Origin of the sequence: Curtobacterium sp. NPDC090223, from assembly GCF_044746585.1 — a bacterium.
Lineage (GTDB): Bacteria > Actinomycetota > Actinomycetes > Actinomycetales > Microbacteriaceae > Curtobacterium.
The window spans coordinates 94,004-115,528 of sequence record NZ_JBIVCN010000007.1; the positions used below are offsets into that span (position 1 = coordinate 94,004).

A 21,525-nucleotide genomic window follows, 5' to 3' on the forward strand; every position below is an offset into this window, starting at 1 on the left:
CCAGATGATAGGAGCATGACCGATGGCCCCAAGATCCTGATCGTCGACGACGAGCCGAACATCCGCGATCTCCTCACGACCTCGCTCCGCTTCGCCGGGTTCGCCGTGCGCGCGGTCGGCAACGGGGCGCAGGCGATCTCCGCCGTGCTCGAGGAAGAGCCGGACCTGATCATCCTCGACGTGATGCTGCCCGACATGAACGGCTTCGGCGTGACCAAGCGCCTCCGTTCCTCCGGGTACACCTCGCCGATCCTGTTCCTCACCGCGAAGGACGACACCGAGGACAAGATCACCGGCCTCACCGTCGGCGGCGACGACTACGTCACCAAGCCGTTCTCCCTCGACGAGATCGTCGCGCGGATCAAGGCGATCCTCCGTCGCACGATGAACGACGAAGAGGACGCGATCATCCGTGCCGGCGAGCTGACGATGGACCAGGACACCCACGAGGTCACCATCGGCGACGCGCAGATCGAGCTCTCCCCCACCGAGTTCAAGCTGCTCCGCTACCTCATGCTCAACCCGAACCGCGTGCTGTCGAAGGCGCAGATCCTCGACCACGTGTGGGAGTACGACTTCAACGGCGACGCCGGCATCGTGGAGTCCTACATCTCGTACCTGCGTCGGAAGCTCGACCAGTACTCGGCCGAGCCGATCATCCAGACCAAGCGCGGGTTCGGCTACATGCTGAAGGCGACCAAGGCCTCCTAGCCCTGGGTCCCGCTTTCTCGGCGGTCGTCCGGTTTCACCGGACGGCCGCCGTCTACCGTTGAGGCAGCATGCACTCCAGAATGAACCGCTGGTGGGACGGCATCTCCCTGCGCACCAAGATCACCGGGATCACGGTGCTCCTGGTCGCGCTCGGCCTGCTCGTCGCGGGGCTCGGCACCATGACGGTGCTGTCGACGTACCTCCTGAAACAGCTGGACACCCAGGTCACCACGACCACGTCGCAGCTCGAGGGACAGAACATCAGCGACGGGCAGCAGTACTGCAAGCTCACGATGGTGCTCGAGAAGAGCTCGTACGTCGCCGCCTACGACAGCGACGGCAAGCAGATCTGCGACACGCAGTCGACCTCGCAGCCGGACATCTCGACCGTCGACTTCTCCACGGCCACGAAGACGCACACCCCGTTCAGCCTCTACGACAAGCAGCACAACCACGAGTGGCGTGCGCAGGTCATCCCGGCGAACCTGCAGAACCTGTCGACCGGCGCCACCGAGACGGGCTACGTGCTCGTCGCGGTGTCGAGCGCTGACACCGACCAGACCATCGCCCGGTTCACCGTCATCTTCCTCGGGTTCGGCATCTCGGTGATCCTGCTCGGCGCGATGCTCACCCGTCTCCTCGTCACCGCGACGTTCGACCCGCTCCGCGACGTCGAGGACACCGCAGCCCGGTTCGCCGCCGGCGACTTCAACCAGCGCCTCGAGGACGACACCCCGAACACCGAGGTCGGTCGTCTGAACCGCTCCCTGAACGCCATGCTCGAGCGGATCGACAGTGCGTTCGAGGACCGGCAGCGCACGATCGACCAGATGCGCCGGTTCGTCGGCGACGCCTCCCACGAGCTCCGGACGCCGCTGGTGTCCCTCCGCGGGTACGCCGAGCTGTACCGCATGGGTGCGCTCCGCAAGGAAGAGGACGTCGCGCAGGCGATGGAGCGCATCGAGAAGGAAGCGCAGCGGATGGGGCTCCTGGTGCAGGACCTCCTGCAGCTCGCCCGCATCGACGAGTCGAAGCCGCTCGAGCTCGGGCCGGTCGACCTCGTCGCGATCGCCCGCGACTCCGCGCTCGACACGATGGCGTCGAACCCCGACCGTGAGATCCAGGTCCTCGTCGAGGACGTGCCGCAGGCCGTGCGTGCACCGTCGGCGTTCGGGCCGGCGGCCACCCCGTCGTCGTCGGACAACCCGCCGATGTCCCCGTCGGCGAACACCACGGGGCCGATCGCGTTCTCCCGGCAGACCCTGGCGCGGCTGCGTGCCCGGCGGAACCGCGCGATGAACGTTGACGCGCCGGTCTCCGACGAGACGACGCCGCTGCCCACCGTCGTGATGCCGAAGCGTCCGCCGATCGTCCTCGCCGAGGAGAACAAGATCCGGCAGGTCGTGACGAACCTGATGGGCAACGCGATGCGGTTCACGCCGCACGACGACCCCATCGAGATCGGCATCGGCGTCGACGACGACCGGGGAATGGCGCACATCGACGTCATCGACCACGGTGAGGGCATCCCGCCGCAGCTGCGCGAGAAGATCTTCCAGCGCTTCTGGCGTGCCGACACGTCGCGCGCGCGGGACACCGGCGGCTCGGGGCTCGGGCTCGCCATCGTGTCGGGCATCGTCGCGGCGCACCACGGGTCCGTCGAGGTCATCGACACCGAGGGCGGCGGCGCCACCTTCCGCATCTGGCTCCCCCTCCTCCCCCGCGACTACGCGCCGGCGCTGGCGCCCGCCCCCGCGCCCTGACCCGCTGAGATCGCACTTGGTGTCGCCTCCCCACGGGGCCGTCCGACACCAAGTGCGATCTCGCCGTTCCTCCACAGGGCCTTGGGAACGGGCGGGTTCCACAGGAAAGCGGCGATGGGCGCCAGGGTGTCAGGGGCTCAGCACGCTGACGGCATGCCCAAGCACCCCACTCCACTCCCGTCCAGGTTCCTCCGGACGCCGTTCCGCGTCGCCGATGCGCTCGAGCACGGCGTGGGGCGGGAGCGCTTGCGCCGAAGCGACCTGGTCACGCCGGCCCGCGGTGTACGGATGCCTGCCGATCGATCCGGGTTCATCGACAGGGCGCTCGCCCTCGGACTGCTCCTCCGGCCCGATCAGCACTTCAGCCACACGACCGCGGCGCGACTCTGGAGCGCCCCACTTCCGCGGGCGTTCTCCGACGAGGAGAGCGAACTCCACGTGTCGACCATCGGACCGGGTCCCATCGAGCGCCGGCAGGGGGTGGTCGGCCACCGTGTCGACGCCGTGCGCGCCGACGTGACGACGGTCTTCGGCGTTCGGGTCAGCACCCCAGCGGCGTTCTGGTACGAATGCCGAACGGTGCTCGGGCTCCGCGCGCTGGTGGTCCTGGGCGACCACCTCGTCGGGGTCGGGCGGCTGACGTCGCCAGCGCGCCTGGCCGCAACTGTCCACCCCGGGGATCGCGGCGTCGTCGCCGCACGGGCCGCGCTCGAACTGATCCGGATCGGAGCCGAGTCACCGATGGAGACGATCGTGCGACTCATCGTCATGGAAGCTGGCTTCCCGGAGCCCGAACTGAACGTCGACGTCCTCGACGGATCGGGGCGTTTCATCGGCCGGGTGGACATGGCGTGGGTCGGCCTCCGGATCGCCGTGGAGTACGACGGCGACCACCACCGGACGGACCGCGAGACGTTCAGTCACGACCGAACGCGTGGCAACGCCTTCACCGTGGCCTCCTGGCTGACCATCCACGTCACCGCGCAGGACGCGCACCACCCATCCGCGTTCCTGGAGCGTCTTCGCCAGGCGTTCGCACTCCGCGAGCACGGCTCCGGACCCCGATGAGATCGCACTTCGTGTCGAATGTGGCGGGGCAGAACCGACACGAAGTGCGATCTCACCGCCACGCACGCCCGCACCGGGCACGCGGAAGGGCCCCCGCACGCGCAGCGTGCGAGGGCCCTTGCGGAAGGACTGCTTAGAAGTCCATGCCACCCGTCGGGTCGCCGGCCGGAGCGGCCGCGGCGCGCTCGGGCTTGTCGGCGACGACGGCCTCGGTCGTGAGGAACAGACCGGCGATCGACGCAGCGTTCTGCAGCGCCGAACGCGTGACCTTGGCGGGGTCGATGATGCCGGCAGCGATCAGGTCGACGTACTCACCGGTCGCGGCGTTGAGGCCCCATCCGGCTTCGAGCTCGCGGACCTTGGCGGCCACGACACCCGGCTCGAGACCGGCGTTGAGCGCGATCTGCTTGAGCGGGGCGTCGATCGCGACGCGGACGATGTTCGCGCCGGTTGCCTCGTCACCCTCGAGCGTGAGGGAGTCGAGCGCGACCTTGCCGGCCTGGATCAGGGCGACGCCACCGCCGGCGACGATGCCCTCTTCCACAGCGGCCTTGGCGTTGCGGACGGCGTCCTCGATGCGGTGCTTGCGCTCCTTGAGCTCGACCTCGGTCGCGGCACCCGCCTTGATGACGGCCACGCCACCGGCGAGCTTCGCGAGGCGCTCCTGGAGCTTCTCGCGGTCGTAGTCGGAGTCGGTCGCCTCGATCTCGGAGCGGATCTGACGGACGCGGCCCGCGATCTGCTCGGTGTCGCCGGCACCCTCGACGATGGTGGTCTCGTCCTTGGTGATGACGACCTTGCGCGCCTTGCCGAGCAGGTCGAGCGTGGCGTTCTCGAGCTTGAGGCCGACCTCTTCGGAGATGACCTGGCCGCCGGTCAGGATCGCGATGTCCTGCAGCATGGCCTTGCGACGGTCACCGAAGCCCGGGGCCTTGACGGCGACGGACTTGAAGATGCCGCGGATCTTGTTCACGACGAGCGTGGCCAGGGCCTCGCCGTCGACGTCCTCGGCGATGATCAGGAGCTGCTTGCCGGCCTGGATCACCTTGTCGACCACCGGCAGGAGGTCCTTGATGTTCGAGATCTTCGAGTTGACGATCAGGATGTAGGCGTCCTCGAAGACGGCTTCCTGGCGCTCGGGGTCGGTCACGAAGTACTGCGAGAGGTAGCCCTTGTCGAAGCGCATGCCCTCGGTGAGCTCGAGCTCGGTGCCGAAGGTGTTCGACTCCTCGACGGTGACGACGCCTTCCTTGCCGACCTTGTCGATGGCCTCGGCGATGAGCGCGCCGATGGTCGGGTCCGCGGCCGAGATCGACGCGGTGGCGGCGATCTGGTCCTTGGTCTCGATCTCCTTGGCGTTCGCGAGCAGCTGGTCGGAGACGGCCGCGACGGCCTTCTCGATGCCGCGCTTCAGCGAGACGGGGTCGGCACCGGCGGCCACGTTGCGCAGGCCTTCGCGGACGAGGGCCTGGGCGAGCACGGTCGCGGTGGTCGTACCGTCACCGGCGACGTCGTCGGTCTTCTTGGCGACCTCCTTGACGAGCTCGGCACCGATCTTCTCGTACGGGTCGTCGAGCTCGATCTCCTTGGCGATGGAGACACCGTCGTTCGTGATCGTGGGGGCGCCCCACTTCTTCTCGAGGACGACGTTGCGGCCGCGCGGGCCGAGCGTCACCTTCACGGCGTCGGCCAGCTGGTTCAGGCCGCGCTCGAGGCCACGGCGGGCCTCCTCGTCGAAAGCAATGATCTTAGCCATGTGAGTTTCTCGTCCCTCCCGGACGTCGTGGGGGTCTTCTGGCACACAGCGTGAGCCGGTGCGCTTGGCACTCAGTACGACCGAGTGCCAAGCCCGATTCTGGCACTCGACCCCTGAGAGTGCAACACACCGACACTCTGGATCGACGCACGCGAGCGCACCGCCCGGACACGACGAACGCGCCGCCCCCGGAGGGGACGGCGCGTCCTGAGTGGTTCGGCGACTAGGCCGGACGCACCGACTCGGCCTGCGGGCCCTTCGACCCCGTGCCGACGTCGAACGTCACTGCCTGGCCCTCCTCGAGGACCTTGTAGCCGTTCATGTCGATGGCCGAGTAGTGAACGAACACGTCCTGGCCCCCTCCATCGACGGTGATGAAGCCGAAACCCTTCTCGGCGTTGAACCACTTCACGGTTCCGTTGGCCATGATCTGTTGCTCCCTGCGGTACTGCTGTTGCGAACGACGGGGCCGTCGGGTGACGCCGTCGGGTCCGAGCCCGGGTGTTCCGCATCGCGCACCGAGGTCCGACGACATTCTGATCACTCCGGTGACCACTTGTGACTCTAATCAGGAACGACGATCCGGCAAGGGGTGTGACGGACATTTCACGCTGATTCCGCCGGAACTCAACGTGCCGGAAACACAGCCGTTACAAAGCGGTGCGCGAAATGCACACGAAGCGCCGGGAAGCGCCCGATCACCCCGTGTAGTCGGCCCCGAGCACGACGCTCACGTCGGCGTTCGGGAACGCCGCGGACTGCTGCACCGCCGTCACTCCGAGCGCTGCGGCGACACCGCGGGCGACGGCCGCCTGCGACTCCTGCTGGTAGTACACGATCGTCGACGTGGTCCCGGTGGTGCCGGCGTTGCCGCTCGACGTCACCGTCCACCCGGCCGTGGTGAGCGCCGACGTGCCCTTCGCGGCGAGCCCCGCCGTCGAGGTCCCGTTCAGGACGACGAGCGTGGTGCTCCCCTGCTCCGAGGGCTGCGCGGCGGTGGCGGCGGACGACGCGGACGAGGACGGCGTCGACGACGGCGAGGCCGACGAGGACGCGGACGACGTTGCCGAAGCAGAAGCCGAGGCGTCGTCGGACCCGGAGAACGAGTAGCTGCCGTTCAGCAGCGCCAGGACGAGCACACCGATCCCCACGAGCACCCCGGTGGCGAGCGCGGCCCACGCGAACGCGATCCAGCCGCGGCCACGACGGTGCATGCCGCGGTGCGCTCCGACACGCGGCCCGTCGGTCACGTCGTCGAAACGGTCATGGGGGAATCGCGTCATCGTTCCTCTTCGGTTCCGGTGGCGGGAGCGGGGGCGACGAAGCTGCGCGCGGCACGAGCGCTCGTCCGCGAGTGCCGCAGACGCTGCAGCCGACCCACGAGCTGCGGGTCGTACGCGAGCGCCGCGGGCGAGTCGATCACGCGGTTCAGCACCTGGTAGTACCGCGCCGGCGACATGTCGAACTCGACGCGGATCTCCGCCTCTTTCGTGCGGTCGTGCCGTGCCCGCTCGTGCTCGAAGGCGAGCACGTGCTTGGCGAGCTCACTGAGCTCGTCCGCGGGGATGGTGGTCACGACGGTTCCGATCACATTCGGGTAACGGGTCTCGCACATCGTAGGGGTGCGGTCGATGCCGACCCTGGCATGGCGCTGGACTGTCGCGGATTCGACCACGAGCCGTCACAGGTCGCGGAACCAGCGGACCACGGTCCCGAACGCGTCGCACACCGCCACGGCCACCCCGTCGAACGAGACGGTCGCGAACGAGGCCGGGTCGGCAGCGTCCACGTCCGCCGGCAGCGTGGCCGCCACCCCGCTCAGGATCCCGGTGCGCTCGAGCGCGATCCAGTGCACGCCGCGCTCGGCGATCCGGTCCACGAACCGCTGCCGCTCCGCGCCCGGCACGTAGACGAGCGTCCCGGCCGTCAGGACGACGGGCTCCAGGCCCTCCGGCAGGGCGTCGATCGCGCGGTCCAGGTCGTCCGGCACGCGGCCGGGGATGCTGACGGGAGGCTCGGCGAGCGTCGCGCGCGCGGCCGCCCGCATCAGGGCGGTCCGGTCCAGGGCCTCGGGCGGCACCGCCTCCACGAGGCGGTCGAACCCGTGGGGCGCTGTCAGGTCGACGGGGTTCGGGTCGAGGGCGACGCGCGCGCCGATCCGGATCGGCGCCGTGGCCGGCGCCGGGACCGTCCCCGTGGCCGCCGCGACCAGCCGGATCGACGGCTCCGTGGGGGCGGTGTGCATCCGGACGGTGCCGTCGGGCGTCCGGTAGTCGAGCGTCACCCGGTCCGGGATCGAGCACAGCCCGGCCGCGGCCCCGACGTCGACGAGGCCGATCGGCCGCGGGGCGGACGCGGCGAGCGCCGCGAACAACGGGACGAGCGGGCCGAGCCGGCGCGGGTCGTTGGCCTGCACCGTGGCGGCCGCGAGGGCCGACACCAGGGTGGGCCCGGCCTCCCGTCCGAGTGCGCGGAGCGCGGCCGGGTCGGACGGGTCCGCACCCAACCGGCGCGCAACCGCGAAGAGCAGTTCCGGCTGCCGCTTCGACTCCGGGACCTCGTCGAGCAGCGCGACCAGGTCGTCGTCGAGCGAGCGGGCCCACGCGGCGTAGGACGGGGAGACCGGTTCGATCCGGTCCGCGTAGGCGAGGTACCGCGCCCGGGTGGTCACGCCCGGTGCATCCCGACGTGGGTGATGCCGGCCTCGACGTAGGGCGTGCCGAACCGGGCGAAGCCGTGGCGCTCGTACAGCGCGGCGACGTACTCCTGGGCGTGCAGGACGATCGGTTCGTGCCCGTGGGTCTCGAGGACGGCGCCCACCAGACGGCTCGCGATCCCCCGCCCGCGGTGGTCCGGGTGGGTGGCGACGCGGCCGATCACCCAGGAGGGCGGAGCGGTGCCGTCGGGGTGCACCTCTGCCGCAGCGGGACGGATGAGCCGGAGGTACCCGACCACGTCCGGCCCGTCGGAGCCGGCGTCGGTTCCGAACCACCAGTGCTCGGTGTCCGGCTCGCGGTCCCGGCCGTCGAAGTCCTCGTCCGAGACGTGTTGTTCGAGTGCGAAGACCCGGTTGCGCAGTCGGACGATGCCGTACAGTTCGTCCGTCGTCAGACGGTCCCATCGAGTGCGGTGCACGGAATGCTCGGACATCCGGGCGAGTTTACTGAAGTGGTCGATGAACCCCGACCGGAAGCAGGAGGAACCAATGGCATACAACGTCGAGAAGAGTGACGCCGAGTGGCGCGAGGAACTCTCCCCGGAGCAGTACGCCGTCCTCCGGCAGGCGGGTACCGAGCGCCCCTGGACCGGTGAGCTGCTGGACGAGGAGCGCGCCGGCATCTACACGTGTGCGGCGTGCGGCGCGGAGCTGTTCAAGAGCGGCACGAAGTTCGACTCCGGCTGCGGCTGGCCGTCGTTCTACGAGTCGGTGAACCCGGACGCGGTGAAGCTGATCGAGGACAACTCGCTCGGCATGGCCCGCACCGAGGTCCGTTGCGCGAACTGCGGTTCGCACCTCGGTCACGTGTTCCCGGACGGCTTCGGCACCCCCACCGGAGACCGCTACTGCATGAACTCGCTGTCGCTGAACTTCTCCGAGAAGAGCGAGTGAGACCCCGGCCCGCTCATCGGTAGGATGAGCGGGTCAGCCAGCATGGCGCAATTGGTAGCGCACCGTACTTGTAATACGGGGGTTGCGGGTTCAAGTCCCGCTGCTGGCCCCAGTTCCGCCCCGGACCCGCAATAGGGTTGTCGGGATGTCCACGCAGACCGCGCCCGCACCCACCCGTCAGCGTGGGCGTCGTCGTGATCCGTCCACCGGACGCTGGTTCCCGCTCGCGACCGCACCGTGGACACGGTGGACCGCGTTCGCCGTCGTGGCGCTCTGGGCCGTGTACCAGCAGTTCTGGCGGCTCGGCTCCGGCAACGTCGCCACCGACGAGCCTGCCTACCAGCAGCCCGGCTACGACTACCTGCACGGCGACTTCAGCGACAACCGGCAGCACCCGCCGACCGCCAAGTACCTGATGGGGCTCGCACAGCTCGCGTTCGGCGAGGGCGTCACGTCCGCGCGGATCGCCGTCGCGGTGCTCGGGCTGGTCACCGGCCTCGTGCTGTTCGTCTGGCTGCGCCGCGACGTCGGGTGGTGGACGGGCCTGCTCGCCGCCGGGCTGTGGTGGCTCCCGCCGCACGGCATCCTCGACGACCCGAGCCGGATCGACCGGCTGGCGCTCCTCGACGGTCCGATGGTGGCGTTCGGCGTGATCGCGATGTGGTGCGGGTGGCGGTGGGTCCGTGGCGGGGCGTGGCCGTGGATCCTCGCCGCAGGACTCGCGGCCGGGCTGTCGGTCACCTCGAAGGAGATCGGGGTGCTGGTCGTCCCGGTGTTCCTCGTCCTGCCGCTGCTGTACCGACGCTGGTGGGGCCTGCTGTGGGGCGGACTCGTGTTCGCCGCCGGGTTCGCGGTCGCCGTCGTCGTGCCGTACCTGCCGTTCGGCGTCGTCTCGACGATCTCCGAGATGATCGCGTTCCAGCGCCAGCACGCCGCCGACGGGCACCTGGTCGAGGTCGCCGGGATCATCACGCGGCACTCCCCGTGGTGGTCGGAGCTCTGGTACCAGTGGAAGGGCACCGGCACGCTGGAGTGCGCGGTCCTCGCGATCGGGGTGCTCGCGGCGTTCCTGATCCGGCCGTCGCGGCTGGTGCTCTGGCTCGCCCTCGCGGCCGTGCCGTACTTCGTGTTCTTCCTCGGTGTCAGCGACGTCGCGCTCGGCGAGTACTACATCGCCTGGATGCCGATGCTCGTCGCCCTGGCCGCGATCGGCATCGGGCGGATCGCCACCGTGCGGGGACCTGGCTGGTTCCGCGCCCTCGCGTTCGCGGCGGCCGTGGCGATCGTCGCGGTCGCCGGCTTCTCGAGCGTCCGGCTGTCCGTCGCGACGGCGACGCTGCACCCGACCGGGATCGGCCGACTGCCGGAGGTGCTCGCCGAGACCCACCGCCAGGACGGCTTCGTGCTGGCGCAGCGGCAGTCGCCGTCGTCGGTGGCCGCGTTCGTGTTCGAGCACCAGACGCGCGACCCGAACGCCGGGCCGTTCGACCTGGTGGTGATCGGACAGGACGCCCGCTACCCGTTGGACCCGGCGATCCCGGCGTACGCGGCGGCGCATCCGGACGAGTTCCGGGTGTTCCACCTCGACGACGTCGAGGTGCTGGTGCCGGACGGCCGCTTCGTGAAGACCGCGGCCGGCTGGACCGTCGTCCCGCGCTGAGCGCGGTCGCGGCTGTCGCGGACGCGCGGTCGCGGACGCTCGGTCGTGGACGCGCGGTCGCGGCTGTCGCGGCTGTCGCGGCTGTCGCGGCTGTCGCGGACGAGCGAGAGCCCCGGGCGACGTGGTCGCTCGGGGCTCTCGGCGCAGGTGGAACACGGATCAGGGGGCGTTCCTGGCGCTCGGCGCGGTAACCAGCCGGCCGTACCGGGATGATGACACCTCACCGAGCCGGTCGTCCAGGGGGCTGCGCCGACATCGCGGGAACCCGCAAGGACCCTCAGCGACCGCCGCGGATCTTGCGTTCCCGCTGTGCGACGCCGGCGGTCCCGTACGGGTAGTCGTCGATCCGCGGCGCGCTCGCGTCGGTCAGCGCCTGCAGTTCGGCGTCGTCGAGCACCAGGTCGGCCGCACCGAGGTTGTCCGACAGCTGTTCGACGGTCCGCGCGCCGAGGATCACGCTCGTGACGGCGGGGCGGGCGAGCAGCCACGCCAGCGCGACCTGCGACCGGGACGCGTCGTGCGCCTCGGCGACGCCGGAGAGCACGTCGAGCACCTCCCAGGTGCGCTCGTCGCCGTTCCGGGCCTCCCACGCCTCCATGCCGCGCTGCGGGTTCTCGCCGAGGCGCGTCGAACCGGTGGGGGCCTCGTCGCGCTGGTACTTGCCGGACAGCCAGCCACCGGCGAGCGGGGACCACGGCAGCAGTCCGATGCCGGCGTCCAGGCAGGCCGGCACGATCTCGTGCTCGATGTCCCGGACGAGCAGGTTGTACTGCGGCTGCAGGGTCACGGGCGGGGCGAAGTGGTGCGCCTGGGCCTCGTAGACGGCCTTGGTGATCTGGTACCCGAGGTAGTTCGAGAAGCCGTACGAGCCGATCTTGCCGGCGGAGACGGCGTCGTCGAGGAAGCGGAGGGTCTCCTCGATCGGGGTCAGGGCGTCCCACGCGTGCATCTGGTAGAGGTCGATGTGGTCGACGCCGAGCCGCTCGAGCGACGCGTCGAGCGCCACGCGGAGGTGCCGGCGGGAGAGCCCGAGGTCGTTCGGACCGTCGCCCTGCGGGAAGCGGCCCTTCGTCGCGAGGACGACCTGCTGGGCCTCGGTCGGGTGCGCTGCGAGCCACCGGCCGATGATGCGCTCGGACTCGTTGCCGGAGTACACGTCGGCCGTGTCGACCAGGGTGCCACCGGCTTCGACGAACGTGTCGATGATGGCGTGGGAGGTGGGTTCGTCGGCTTCGCTGCCGAACGTCATGGTGCCGAGGGTCAGGGAGGACACCGCTGTCCCGCTGTTCCCGAGGAGTCTGTATTCCATGCGGCGGACGCTACGCCGCGCCGAGTCCGAGGTGAGAGGCCCTGCGGGTACCGGTCAGGCCGACCATGCCACCCAGGCCGTCAGGCCGTCACGCGCCCAGGAACGCGATCGCCGCTTCGCGGAACGCCCGCGACGTCGGCGCGTTGAAGTGGTTCCGCCCCGGGATCTCGAAGAACGACGCGTTCGGCGCCGCCGCCGCCAGTCGCACCGCGCTGTCCCGGATGCCGTCCTCGCTGCCGGCGGCCATCAGGATGGGCTGCGCCGGCGCGTTCGCGGGTGTCGGCTCGATGCTGTTCCGCATGCCCTCCACCATCGCCACGAGCGCCTCGAGGTCGTTCCCCTCGACGTTCCCGGCCATGGTGAGGTAGCCGTTCGTCACGCGGTCCTCGATCGGCGTGCCGTGCGCCAGGTACGCCCGTGCCTGGTCCACCGCGACGCGGCGCATCGGGTCGGCGTCCGGGATCCCGCCGAAGACCGCGCGGGTGATCCGGTCCGGGATCCGTTCGGCCGTGTGCCAGCCGACGCGGGCACCGAGCGAGTACCCGAGGAACGCCACGTCGTCGAGCAGGTAGGTGTCGATGACGGTCGTGACGTCCGCCACGAGCAGGTCCATCGAGTAGGCGCTCGGCTCGTGCGGCTTCGACGAGGCACCGTGCCCGCGCTGGTCGAGCGCGACCACGCGGTACCCGGCGCGGACGAGGTCACGGGTCCAGCCCGAGGCGTGCCAGTTCAGCACCGCGGCGGAGGCGAACCCGTGCACGGCCACCACGACGGGCGCGTCCGGGTCGCCGAAGTCGTACGTGGCGATGCGCCGCCCGTCTGGCGACATCACGGCGCGGGGCTGGGGTGCTGCGGGGACGAGTGACATGTCCTCCCCAGGGTATCGGGGCACTGTGGCCCGCATGGACGGCTACGGCGGCGATCAGATCCGGGCGGCGGAACGGCCCCACCTCGACGCGGGGGAACCCCTGATGCAGCGTGCCGCAGCAGGACTCGCCGCGATCGTGGGTCGCCTGCTCGACGACCCGGCCGAGCGGCCGGGCGACGGCCCGGGATCGGTCCTGCTGCTGGTGGGCAGCGGCGACAACGGCGGTGACGCCCTGTTCGCAGGTGCCCACCTCGCATCGGACGGGAGGCACGTGGAGATCCTGCGCGTCGGCTCGCGTGTCCACGAGGCGGGCCTGGCAGCGGCGCTGGATGCCGGTGCCGGCCTCCTGTCCGACCCGGCTCCGCCGGAGACCATCGCGACCGCAGCCGCGCTGCGCGCGGATCTGGTGCTCGACGCGGTCCTCGGCATCGGCGTCGCCGGAGCGTCCGCGCTCCGCTCCCCCGCTCGTGAGGTCGTGCACGCCGTCCGCGAGCTCGCACGCGACCAGCGCGCGCCGTTCGTCGTCGCGGTGGACGTGCCGAGCGGCATCGACGTCGACACCGGCGCGGTCGCGGACGACCACGTCCTGCACGCCGACGTCACCGTCACGTTCGGCGGGGTGAAGGCCGGGCTCCTGCGGGGCCCGGGCGCCACCCTCGCCGGACGCATCGAACTCGTCGACGTCGGGATCGGCGCCGACCTGGCGGCGGTGGAACCGCTGATCCGGACCTGACCGGCAGCGGGTCAGACCCCGCCGGCGTCCACCCCGTGCTCGACGTCGCCGCGGGCCTCCAACCAGGTGTCGACGAAGTGCCGGTAGTTCGCGGCGATGAGTCCCTCGGCCGCCTCGGTGTCGAGGTGCTCGCGCACGACGTCCTCGAGCGGCTCCTCCCAGTTGCTCCGACCGATCGCGAAGCCGACGAACCCGTCGACCGGTGCCGCGGTGCGCAGCCAGTGGTCGAGCTGGTCCTCGGGCGCGTCCCGACCGAGGACGATGCACTGCACCGCGTCCCGGCCGTCCCGCCGCGCGGTCGCGACGACGCGCTCGGCATCGCGCTGCTCGTCGAGGCCCTCGAGCTTCCACACGTCGGCCTCGACGCCGTGGTCCTGCAGGTACTCGAGCACCTGGACGACCAGGTCGGGGCGGAGGTCACGGTCGTAGTCGTCGACGGACGACCGCTGCTCGTCGGTCCCCGGCACGAGCAGCTCGACCAGGAACGGACGGCCCGCGTCGTGCAACGCCGACGCGACGGCGGCGAGGTCGGCGGCCTGCTGCGCGCGACGATCGGCGTCGAACGCCGGGTTGTCGCGCACCAGGACCTTGACCCAGTCCGGGTCGAAGGCGTCGACGTGGGCCATCCAGTCGTCGCCGTACTCGAGCTCGAACCACTCCCGGCCGGAACGCTCGATCGGCATCGCGAGCTGCAGACCGGCCTCCTTCGCGAGTCGCGCCACGTCCGCGCCGTAGCGCTCGTCGACCAGGACGCCGGTGTGCTCACGGGCGGCACCGGCGGCGAGCGCCGTCAGGACGCCGCGGTAGACGAGCTGCTTGCCGGCGCGGACGCGCTGCGCCTCGGCCTCGTCGATCGGCTCGCCGCCGGACTCGTCGTAGGTGTGCTCGAGGAGCGACGAACGCTGGTCCATCGCGAACAGGAACAGGGGGTGGGCTGCATCGAGAACGGGCATGATCCGTTGCTACTCCCCTCGGCCTCAGTGCTTCGCCACGTACCGGACCGGCTCCGGCAGACCGTGCGCGGCGCGGATCGACCGGGACAGCCCCTCGATCGCGACGAGCGCGTCGACGACGAGGTCCGGCGTGACCGGGAACGGCATGTTGTGGATGGTCTCGCTCTCGACCGTTGCCGCTTCGGCGACGGCGCGGAGCTCGGTGGTGTCGTCGACGGACAGCCCGATCTCGGTGAGGGTGTTCGGCAGCCCGACCTTCGTGGTGAAGACGACGAAGTCCTCGATCTCCTGGGCCGGTGCACCCTCCATGACGAGCTGCGCGACGGTGCCGATGTTGACCTTCTGCCCGTGTGCCAGGCCGTGCGCCTGCGGGGCCGCGGTCAGGCCGTTGTGGATCGCGTGCGCGGCGGCGAGCCCACCGGACTCGAAGCCGAGGCCGGAGAGCAGCGTGTTCGCCTCGACGACCTTCTCGAGCGCGGGCGTGACGACCTTCGCCTTCACGGCCTCGATCGCCTGCAGGGCGTTCTCGTGCAGCAGCGTCCAGGACAGCTCGGCGAGTGCGACGCCGGTCTCGGTCTGCAGCCCGCCGGCCATGGTGTCGGCGTGCGCGCGCTTGGCGGCGCGGGCCTCCACCCAGGTGGCGAGCGCGTCGCCGATGCCGGCGATCAGGAACTGGACGGGGGCGTCGGCGACGAGCTGGGTGTCGATGAGCACCAGGTCGGGGTTGTGCGGGAACAGACGGTACTCGATGAACTCGCCCTCCTCGGAGTAGATCACCGCGAGGGCCGAGGTCGGGGCGTCCGTCGAGGCCGCCGTCGGGACGCTGGCCCAGCGGATCCCGGCGAGGTGGCCAGAGGCCTTCGCCGCGTCGATCGCGGAACCGCCACCGAGGCCGACGATGACGTCCGCGCCGGTCTCCTGGATCTTCGCGACGAGGTCGTCCACGGCGCCGGGGGTGGCGAAGCGACCGAAGCCGACGCGCTCGACCGGCAGTCCGGCGGCCGTGAAGCTCTCGGTGACCTTCGCCTCCACGATCCCCCACACGACGTCGTCGGCGACGATCAGCGGCCGCGCACCGATCGGCGCGATGAACTCACCCACCCGGGTGATCGCATCACGACCCTGCACGTAGCGGGCGGGGCTCATCACGGTGTTGATGGGGGTGGGCATGGCTGCTTCCTTCCGTGTTGCGCGACAGGTGTCGGTTCGTGCCGTCAGGCGTGACGCTACGCGCCGCACCACAACGCGCCATCCGTCCGTAGGTTCGGTGCATGACGTTCAACGACGACTCCCAGCTGCGGGGCGGCAAGGTCAAGCGGCGCGGACGCACCACGGCGATCGCCGGCGGCGGTGTCGGCGTCGCGGCCGTCGTCGTCTTCCTGATCGCGCAGTTCACTGGCGTCGACCTCAGCGGGCTCGTCGGCGACGGCGGCGGGCTGACCCAGATCCAGGAGGCCGGCTCCGAGGCCTCGCCGGTCGCCGAGTGCCGTACCGGCCGGGACGCCAACGCCAGCATCGACTGCCGGATGGAGGGCGCGGCGGAGTCGCTCGACGCCTACTGGACCACCGAGAGCGGCCAGCTCGGGATCGGGTACTCGTCGCCGGACTTCTTCCTGTTCGACGGCTCGACGAACACCGGCTGCGGGACCGCGTCGGCAGCGACCGGCCCGTTCTACTGCCCGCCGGACCGGGCGATCTACCTCGACACCGCGTTCTACGACGACCTGCAGTCGAAGTACGGCGCATCGGGCGGACCGCTCGCGCAGATGTACGTCGTCGCGCACGAGTGGGGGCACCACGTGCAGCAGCTCCAGGGCACCTTCGCCGACACCGACCGGAGCGGCACCGGGGCCTCCTCGGGCAGCGTCCGCGTCGAGCTCCAGGCGGACTGCTACGCGGGCGCCTGGGTCGGGGACGCGGCGACGACCAAGTCCGCGAACGGCACGACCTTCTTCGAGCCGATCACCCGCGCGCAGATCGCGGACGCGCTCTCCGCTGCGAGTGCCGTCGGCGACGACAGCATCCAGCAGCGCTCGAGCGGCCACGTGGACCCCGACTCGTTCACCCACGGGTCGAGCGCGCAGCGGCAGCGGTGGTTCGAGCGCGGGTACGAGCAGGGCGCGACGTCCTGCGACACCTTCAGCGTCCCCGGCTCGTCGCTCTAGCCGGCCTGTCGCCGGGTCAGCTGGCGGACGCGGACGCGGACGGCGTGGGCGTCGGGGTCTCCGCGCCGGAGCCCGCTGCGGTGATCACGAAGGTGCGGAACTCGTCGTTGGTGAACGGCTGCGAGTACTCGTACCGCTGCCCGTTCACCAGCACGAGCGGCGTGCCGGGGAACTCCGTCAGCGTCGAGCCGGGGATGTCCCCACCGGTCACCGCACTCGTGCGCTCGTCGACCCACTTGCCGTAGTGCTGCTCGTCGATGCACTTCGCGATGGTGGACTTCGCCTGGACGCCCGACACCCCCGTGACGAGCGTCGTGAGCTGCGCGTCCGTGAGACCCGGCGTGCCCTCCTCCGGCTGCTTCGCGAAGAGCGCCTTGTTCACGGCCCAGAACTGGTCGGGCGACGACTGCGCCACGCAGGCCGCGGCGTTCGCGGCACGCAGCGAGTACTTCGTGCCCTGCGAGCGGTTCGACAGGATCGCGATCGGGTGGATGTCCACCGTCGCGGCCCCGGACTCGACGAGCCCCTCGATGTAGTCGCTGTTCGTCTGCTCGAAGTCGCCGCAGATCGGGCAGAGGTAGTCGACGTACATGGTGATCCGCACCGGGTCGGCGCCGTCGGTGGCCGACGGCGTCGGTGTCGAGGACGACGCACCGGACACGGCCTTGAGGTCCTGCCCGATCGTGATGCCGCCCTGCGACATCGACGAGGGACCGGGGCCGGCCGGCTTCGTCGAGTCGACGAGCACCAGCGTCACGACGGTCGCGGCCGCGAGCAGCACGACGCCGAGGCCGACCTGCAGGCCCAGGCGGAGGCCGCGTTGCCGGCGCTTGTGCTGGAGTCGGGCACGCTGGGCGCGCTCTCGTGCTGCTGCTCGGCGCTGGTTCCGCTCGGCGCGGGCTTCACCCTCGGGGCGGTTCGTCATGGGATTCCGGGTCCTCCTGATCAGGGTCCGCACGCGCTCACCCCCGCACGGCGGACGGACCCGAACGATCGTAGTGGGGGGCTCTGGGAACCACCCAATCAGCGCTGGGAGTCCGCCGACCGCTCCCGACGCCCGGGAAAGTGGCACTGGCGCACCCAGGCGAACTCGTGTTGTATGAACCTCGATGGTCGACGGCGACCATCCGGGGCCCCAACGGGCACACCGCTTCACTCGGATCGTCCGGCACGTACCTGCCGGTGGAGAAAGGACCGAACGCTCATGGCGTCCGTCACCTATGACAAGGCAACCCGTCTGTACCCCGGAGGCAACCGCCCCGCGGTGGACTCCCTCGACCTGGACGTCGCCGACGGCGAGTTCCTGGTCCTCGTCGGCCCGTCGGGCTGTGGCAAGTCGACCTCGCTCCGCATGCTCGCAGGGCTCGAAGAGGTCAACTCCGGCGCGATCCGCATCGGCGACCGCGACGTCACCGACGTCCCGCCGAAGGACCGCGACATCGCGATGGTCTTCCAGAACTACGCGCTGTACCCGCACATGACCGTCGCCGAGAACATGGGCTTCGCGCTCAAGATCGCCGGCGTCGGCAAGGAAGAGCGCGCCACCCGAGTGCAAGAGGCCGCCAAGCTCCTCGACCTCGAGCAGTACCTCGGCCGCAAGCCGAAGGCGCTCTCCGGTGGTCAGCGTCAGCGCGTCGCGATGGGCCGCGCGATCGTCCGTCAGCCGCAGGTGTTCCTCATGGACGAGCCGCTGTCGAACCTCGACGCCAAGCTCCGCGTCCAGACGCGTACCCAGATCGCGTCGCTGCAGCGTCGTCTCGGCGTCACCACGGTCTACGTCACGCACGACCAGACCGAGGCCCTGACCATGGGTGACCGCATCGCGGTCCTCAAGGACGGCATCCTGCAGCAGGTCGGCACCCCGCGCGACCTCTACGAGAAGCCGAACAACGTGTTCGTCGCCGGCTTCATCGGCTCGCCGGCCATGAACCTGCTCCCGGCCTCCGTGGTCGAGGGCGGCATCACGTTCGGTTCGCTCAACCACCCGGTCGACCGCGACACGCTCGGCAACGCGCGTTCCGGTTCGGTCACGGTCGGCGTCCGCCCCGAGGACATCATCGTCTCGAACTCGGGCGAGGGCCTCCCCGTCACCGTCGACGTCGTCGAAGAGCTCGGCGCCGACGGCTACCTGTACGGCCACGCCGATGTGAACGGTACGCGTACCGACATCGTCACCCGCGTCGACGGCCGCAACCACCCCTCGATCGGCGACACGATCGTCGTGAGCCCGAAGCAGGGCCACGTCCACGTGTTCGACAGCGAGTCCGGTGAGCGCCTCGACGACAAGGCCGTCATCAGCGCCTAGGAAGCGCAACCACCCCGGGAGCCCGCGCCCGCCTCACAAGGGCGGGTGGCGGGCTCCCGTCGTTCCCCACCGGGAACGCACGCTGACCCGATGACGCGCACCGTGCCTCCCGTCCGAGCACCCGAAGGACCCACCGTGCCCGACTCCCTCTCCATCACCGCCGCCACCGTGGATCCCGGTCTGCTCGACCTGCCGTGGGACCTGCCCCTCGACGCGTGGCCGGACTCGACGATCGTCGCGCTGCCGAAGGGCATCTCCCGGCACCTGGTGCGCTTCGTGCACCTCAGCGGGTACGTCGTCGCCGTGAAGGAGACCGGCGAGGAGATCGCCCGCTCCGAGTACGAGATGCTCCGCACGCTGCAGCGCATGGACGTGCCGTGCGTCGACCCGGTCGCCGTCATCACGAACCGCGTCAGCGCCGACGGTGAACCGCTGCACCCCGTGCTCGTCACCCGGCACCTGCGCTTCTCGCTCCCCTACCGCGCGCTGTACTCACAGACGCTGCGCCCGGACACCGCCACCAGGCTCGTCGACGCGCTCGCCCTGCTGCTCGTGCGCCTGCACATCCTCGGCTTCTACTGGGGGGACGTCTCGCTGTCGAACACCCTGTTCCGGCGCGACGCCGGGTCCTTCGCCGCGTACCTGGTGGACGCCGAGACCGGCAAGCTCTACCCGGGCGGCCTGTCGAACGGGCAGCGCGAGAACGACCTCGAGGTGGCGCGGGTCAACATCGCCGGCGAGCTCCTCGACCTCGAAGCCGGTGGACGTCTGGACGAGAACGCCGACGCGGTGGACGTCTCGAACCGCATCGTCGCGCAGTACCGCACGCTGTGGAAGGAACTGACCGGCACCGAGCAGTTCGACGCCAAGGAACGCTGGCGCATCAACGACCGCGTGGAGCGTCTCAACGCCCTCGGGTTCGACATCGAGGAGCTCTCGATCAACGCGGCGCCGGGCGGTGGCGAGGTCCGGATCCAGCCGAAGGTCGTCGACGCCGGACACCACCAGCGTCGACTGCTCCGGCTCACCGGGCTCGACGCCGGGGAGAACCAGGCACGCCGGCTGCTCAACGACCTCGATGCCTACCGGGCGCGGAACGGCCGCGACGAGCTCGACGAGGAGATGGTCGCGCACGAGTGGGTCTCGCGGGTCTTCGAGCCCGTCGTCCGGGCGATCCCACGGGACCTCCGCGGGCGCCTCGAGCCCGCCGAGGTCTTCCACGAGCTCCTCGAGCACCGCTGGTTCATGTCCCAGCAGGAGGAGCGTGCGGTCTCACTCCCCGAGGCCACCACGGCGTACATCAACGACGTGCTGCGGCACCGCCGGGACGAGCGGCTGCTGATCAACCCGCCGACCTCGTCGATCACGATGCCGATCCCGATCGTGGACGCCGACGGCGACCTGGACGAGTCCGACGACGCCGAGGACTGGCGCGCGAACGTCTGACGCGCGCCGGGCGCGCCGGCGCGCGCGCCGCGCGCCGCCGTCCCGTGAGATCGCACTTCGTGTCGGATCGTCTCGGCGGAGGCGACACGGAGTGCGATCTCAGCGGCCGGGCTACTCCGCGCGACGGCGCCGAGCGACCTCCCACAGGGTGACGCTCGCGGCGATGCCGGCGTTCAGGGACTCCGTCGCCGAGGAGATCGGGATCGAGACGATCGCGTCGCAGGTCTCGGTGACCAGGCGCGACAGGCCCTTGCCCTCCGAACCGACGACGATCACGATCGGACGGTCGGCGAGCTCGAGCGCGTCGAGCTGCACGTCCCCGTCGCCGTCGAGCCCGAGCACGAAGAGCCCCATCGACTTGAGCGACTTCAGGGTCTGCGTGAGGTTCGGCGCCATCGCGACCGGGGTGCGGGCAGCGGCACCGGCGGAGGTCTTCCACGCGGACGCGGTCACACCGACCGAACGACGCTGCGGCACGATGACGCCGTGCCCGCCGAACGCCGCCGTCGAGCGGATGATCGCACCGAGGTTGCGCGGGTCGGTGATGCCGTCGAGGGCCACGATCAGCGGGACCTGGTCGCGGGAGAACGCGCGCTCGACGATGTCCTCGGCGACGGCGTACTCGTACGCGGGCACCTTGAGCGCGACACCCTGGTGCACGCTGTCGTGCCCGGTGACGCGGTCCAGCTCCGGGCGCATGATCTCCATGATCGGCACGCCGCGGTGGTTGGCGAGCGTCAGGATCTCCTTGACGCGGTCGTCGACCTCGATGCGGGCGGCGACGTAGAGCGTCGTCGACGGGGTCTTGGTGCGCAGCGCCTCGAGCACCGAGTTGCGGCCGGTGACCAGCTCGGAGTCGTCGGTCTTGCGCTGCGGCGGACGGCCGGTGCGGTTCTGCGGGCTGCTCGACGCACCGTGACGGCTGCGCGCTGCGTCGAAGCGCTCCTTCGCGGCCTTGCGCTTGCCGGCGGGGTGGTACGGGCGGTCCTCGGCCTTCGGCGTGGGCTTGCGCCCCTCGAGCGCCTGCGCACCCTGCCCGCCGGAGCCGACCTGCTTGTTGCCCTTGCGTCCGGAACGGACGGCGCCGGGACGGCCCTTCCGGTTCCCCGAGACGTTCTTCATGATGTACTCCTTCGGCGCCGCCTGAGCGACTTCGGTGCCGCTCGTGGCGGCGGTGC

21 protein-coding genes and 1 tRNA gene are annotated in these 21,525 nt (G+C 70.6%); 10 read left to right on the plus strand and 12 right to left on the minus strand.

Translation table 11 applies throughout. The features are described 5' to 3' along the window. The first annotated feature begins 15 nt into the window (after nt 1-15). From ACIPJY_RS16965 to ACIPJY_RS16975, 3 genes are all read left to right on the plus strand, one after another. Nucleotides 16-711 carry a response regulator transcription factor gene (locus ACIPJY_RS16965; protein ID WP_110824090.1) on the plus strand — a complete coding sequence of 232 codons (696 nt, stop codon included), beginning with the start codon at nt 16-18 and terminating at the stop codon, nt 709-711. Nucleotides 712-779: 68 nt separating this feature from the next. After that, on the plus strand, nt 780-2,474 hold the full coding sequence (locus ACIPJY_RS16970; RefSeq protein ID WP_400466786.1) for a sensor histidine kinase: 1,695 nt from the start codon (nt 780-782) through the stop codon (nt 2,472-2,474). A 288-nt stretch (nt 2,475-2,762) separates the two neighbouring features. Continuing rightward, nucleotides 2,763-3,542 (plus strand): hypothetical protein, encoded by a 780-nt coding sequence (locus ACIPJY_RS16975; protein WP_400466783.1) that lies wholly within the window; start codon nt 2,763-2,765, stop codon nt 3,540-3,542. A gap of 133 nt (nt 3,543-3,675) precedes the next feature. Here the strand turns inward: ACIPJY_RS16975 and groL are convergent, their stop codons facing one another. The 6 genes from groL to ACIPJY_RS17005 form a co-directional block, all read right to left on the minus strand. Next, complete coding sequence (groL, locus tag ACIPJY_RS16980) at nt 3,676-5,298, minus strand: chaperonin GroEL (RefSeq protein ID WP_400466780.1); 1,623 nt, start codon at nt 5,296-5,298, stop codon at nt 3,676-3,678. Between the two features lie 223 nt (nt 5,299-5,521). After that, nucleotides 5,522-5,725 carry a cold-shock protein gene (locus ACIPJY_RS16985; RefSeq protein ID WP_056120541.1) on the minus strand — a complete coding sequence of 68 codons (204 nt, stop codon included), beginning with the start codon at nt 5,723-5,725 and terminating at the stop codon, nt 5,522-5,524. A gap of 271 nt (nt 5,726-5,996) precedes the next feature. Further along, a complete protein-coding gene (locus tag ACIPJY_RS16990; protein ID WP_400466776.1) occupies nt 5,997-6,581 on the minus strand; it encodes a LytR C-terminal domain-containing protein in 585 nt (194 codons plus the stop codon). Then, a complete protein-coding gene (locus ACIPJY_RS16995; protein ID WP_400466773.1) occupies nt 6,578-6,874 on the minus strand; it encodes a DUF3263 domain-containing protein in 297 nt (98 codons plus the stop codon). The genes ACIPJY_RS16990 and ACIPJY_RS16995 overlap by 4 nt, the downstream gene beginning before the upstream one ends. Nucleotides 6,875-6,979: 105 nt before the next feature. Next, complete coding sequence (locus tag ACIPJY_RS17000) at nt 6,980-7,969, minus strand: DUF2332 family protein (RefSeq protein ID WP_400466770.1); 990 nt, start codon at nt 7,967-7,969, stop codon at nt 6,980-6,982. Further along, nucleotides 7,966-8,448, minus strand: a complete 483-nt coding sequence (locus ACIPJY_RS17005; RefSeq protein ID WP_400466767.1) for a GNAT family N-acetyltransferase — start codon at nt 8,446-8,448, stop codon at nt 7,966-7,968. The genes ACIPJY_RS17000 and ACIPJY_RS17005 overlap by 4 nt, the downstream gene beginning before the upstream one ends. A gap of 55 nt (nt 8,449-8,503) precedes the next feature. On the opposite strand from ACIPJY_RS17005, the gene msrB reads away from it, so the two are divergent. The 3 genes from msrB to ACIPJY_RS17020 all read left to right on the plus strand — a co-directional run bounded on the left by msrB (nt 8,504) and on the right by ACIPJY_RS17020 (nt 10,568). Continuing rightward, nucleotides 8,504-8,908, plus strand: a complete 405-nt coding sequence (gene msrB / locus ACIPJY_RS17010) for a peptide-methionine (R)-S-oxide reductase MsrB (RefSeq protein WP_400466764.1) — start codon at nt 8,504-8,506, stop codon at nt 8,906-8,908. Nucleotides 8,909-8,944: 36 nt separating this feature from the next. Next, nucleotides 8,945-9,020 (plus strand) — tRNA-Thr (locus ACIPJY_RS17015). A 33-nt stretch (nt 9,021-9,053) separates the two neighbouring features. Further along, the gene (locus tag ACIPJY_RS17020) at nt 9,054-10,568 is read left to right on the plus strand and encodes an ArnT family glycosyltransferase (RefSeq protein ID WP_400466761.1); all 1,515 of its coding nucleotides are present in this window, start codon (nt 9,054-9,056) and stop codon (nt 10,566-10,568) included. A gap of 277 nt (nt 10,569-10,845) precedes the next feature. On the opposite strand, the gene ACIPJY_RS17025 is transcribed toward ACIPJY_RS17020, so the two are convergent. Then, nucleotides 10,846-11,877: an aldo/keto reductase gene (locus ACIPJY_RS17025; protein ID WP_400466758.1), complete on the minus strand. Its 1,032-nt coding sequence runs from the start codon at nt 11,875-11,877 to the stop codon at nt 10,846-10,848. Between the two features lie 88 nt (nt 11,878-11,965). Then, entirely contained in the window at nt 11,966-12,745 is a 780-nt protein-coding gene (locus ACIPJY_RS17030; RefSeq protein ID WP_400466755.1) for an alpha/beta fold hydrolase, read from the minus strand. Between the two features lie 34 nt (nt 12,746-12,779). Between ACIPJY_RS17030 and ACIPJY_RS17035 the strand changes: the two genes are divergently transcribed. Further along, nucleotides 12,780-13,478, plus strand: coding sequence for an NAD(P)H-hydrate epimerase (locus tag ACIPJY_RS17035; RefSeq protein WP_400466753.1), 699 nt, complete (start codon nt 12,780-12,782; stop codon nt 13,476-13,478). An 11-nt stretch (nt 13,479-13,489) separates the two neighbouring features. Here ACIPJY_RS17035 and ACIPJY_RS17040 read toward each other — a convergent pair whose 3' ends face one another. Continuing rightward, nucleotides 13,490-14,431 (minus strand): 2-deoxy-5-keto-D-gluconate 6-phosphate aldolase domain-containing protein, encoded by a 942-nt coding sequence (locus ACIPJY_RS17040; protein ID WP_400466750.1) that lies wholly within the window; start codon nt 14,429-14,431, stop codon nt 13,490-13,492. Between the two features lie 24 nt (nt 14,432-14,455). Then, nucleotides 14,456-15,601, minus strand: coding sequence for a glycerol dehydrogenase (locus ACIPJY_RS17045; RefSeq protein WP_400466747.1), 1,146 nt, complete (start codon nt 15,599-15,601; stop codon nt 14,456-14,458). 101 nt (nt 15,602-15,702) lie between these two features. Between ACIPJY_RS17045 and ACIPJY_RS17050 the strand changes: the two genes are divergently transcribed. Beyond that, nucleotides 15,703-16,596, plus strand: a complete 894-nt coding sequence (locus ACIPJY_RS17050; RefSeq protein WP_400466744.1) for a neutral zinc metallopeptidase — start codon at nt 15,703-15,705, stop codon at nt 16,594-16,596. Between the two features lie 16 nt (nt 16,597-16,612). On the opposite strand, the gene ACIPJY_RS17055 is transcribed toward ACIPJY_RS17050, so the two are convergent. Beyond that, entirely contained in the window at nt 16,613-17,521 is a 909-nt protein-coding gene (locus ACIPJY_RS17055; protein ID WP_400466741.1) for a DsbA family protein, read from the minus strand. 279 nt (nt 17,522-17,800) lie between these two features. Between ACIPJY_RS17055 and ACIPJY_RS17060 the strand changes: the two genes are divergently transcribed. Continuing rightward, nucleotides 17,801-18,901, plus strand: coding sequence for an ABC transporter ATP-binding protein (locus ACIPJY_RS17060; RefSeq protein WP_400466738.1), 1,101 nt, complete (start codon nt 17,801-17,803; stop codon nt 18,899-18,901). A gap of 135 nt (nt 18,902-19,036) precedes the next feature. Next, a complete protein-coding gene (locus tag ACIPJY_RS17065) occupies nt 19,037-20,347 on the plus strand; it encodes a DUF4032 domain-containing protein (RefSeq protein ID WP_400466735.1) in 1,311 nt (436 codons plus the stop codon). 111 nt (nt 20,348-20,458) lie between these two features. On the opposite strand, the gene rlmB is transcribed toward ACIPJY_RS17065, so the two are convergent. After that, nucleotides 20,459-21,469 carry a 23S rRNA (guanosine(2251)-2'-O)-methyltransferase RlmB gene (gene rlmB / locus ACIPJY_RS17070; protein WP_400466732.1) on the minus strand — a complete coding sequence of 337 codons (1,011 nt, stop codon included), beginning with the start codon at nt 21,467-21,469 and terminating at the stop codon, nt 20,459-20,461. Nucleotides 21,470-21,525 lie beyond the last annotated feature (56 nt).

What these genes read in the sequence shown, in the direction of transcription:
- ACIPJY_RS17060 (WP_400466738.1), top strand. Translation starts at nt 17,801, where the DNA reads ATGGCGTCCGTCACCTATGACAAGGCAACCCGTCTGTACCCCGGAGGC.
- rlmB (WP_400466732.1), bottom strand. Translation starts at nt 21,469, where the DNA reads ATGAAGAACGTCTCGGGGAACCGGAAGGGCCGTCCCGGCGCCGTCCGT.
- ACIPJY_RS17040 (WP_400466750.1), bottom strand. Translation starts at nt 14,431, where the DNA reads ATGCCCGTTCTCGATGCAGCCCACCCCCTGTTCCTGTTCGCGATGGAC.
- ACIPJY_RS16985 (WP_056120541.1), bottom strand. Translation starts at nt 5,725, where the DNA reads ATGGCCAACGGAACCGTGAAGTGGTTCAACGCCGAGAAGGGTTTCGGC.
- ACIPJY_RS16970 (WP_400466786.1), top strand. Translation starts at nt 780, where the DNA reads ATGCACTCCAGAATGAACCGCTGGTGGGACGGCATCTCCCTGCGCACC.
- ACIPJY_RS17005 (WP_400466767.1), bottom strand. Translation starts at nt 8,448, where the DNA reads ATGTCCGAGCATTCCGTGCACCGCACTCGATGGGACCGTCTGACGACG.
- ACIPJY_RS17025 (WP_400466758.1), bottom strand. Translation starts at nt 11,877, where the DNA reads ATGGAATACAGACTCCTCGGGAACAGCGGGACAGCGGTGTCCTCCCTG.
- ACIPJY_RS16975 (WP_400466783.1), top strand. Translation starts at nt 2,763, where the DNA reads ATGCCTGCCGATCGATCCGGGTTCATCGACAGGGCGCTCGCCCTCGGA.
- ACIPJY_RS17045 (WP_400466747.1), bottom strand. Translation starts at nt 15,601, where the DNA reads ATGCCCACCCCCATCAACACCGTGATGAGCCCCGCCCGCTACGTGCAG.
- ACIPJY_RS16965 (WP_110824090.1), top strand. Translation starts at nt 16, where the DNA reads ATGACCGATGGCCCCAAGATCCTGATCGTCGACGACGAGCCGAACATC.
- ACIPJY_RS17020 (WP_400466761.1), top strand. Translation starts at nt 9,054, where the DNA reads ATGTCCACGCAGACCGCGCCCGCACCCACCCGTCAGCGTGGGCGTCGT.
- ACIPJY_RS17055 (WP_400466741.1), bottom strand. Translation starts at nt 17,521, where the DNA reads ATGACGAACCGCCCCGAGGGTGAAGCCCGCGCCGAGCGGAACCAGCGC.
- groL (WP_400466780.1), bottom strand. Translation starts at nt 5,298, where the DNA reads ATGGCTAAGATCATTGCTTTCGACGAGGAGGCCCGCCGTGGCCTCGAG.
- ACIPJY_RS16990 (WP_400466776.1), bottom strand. Translation starts at nt 6,581, where the DNA reads ATGACGCGATTCCCCCATGACCGTTTCGACGACGTGACCGACGGGCCG.
- ACIPJY_RS17030 (WP_400466755.1), bottom strand. Translation starts at nt 12,745, where the DNA reads ATGTCACTCGTCCCCGCAGCACCCCAGCCCCGCGCCGTGATGTCGCCA.
- ACIPJY_RS17035 (WP_400466753.1), top strand. Translation starts at nt 12,780, where the DNA reads ATGGACGGCTACGGCGGCGATCAGATCCGGGCGGCGGAACGGCCCCAC.
- ACIPJY_RS17050 (WP_400466744.1), top strand. Translation starts at nt 15,703, where the DNA reads ATGACGTTCAACGACGACTCCCAGCTGCGGGGCGGCAAGGTCAAGCGG.
- msrB (WP_400466764.1), top strand. Translation starts at nt 8,504, where the DNA reads ATGGCATACAACGTCGAGAAGAGTGACGCCGAGTGGCGCGAGGAACTC.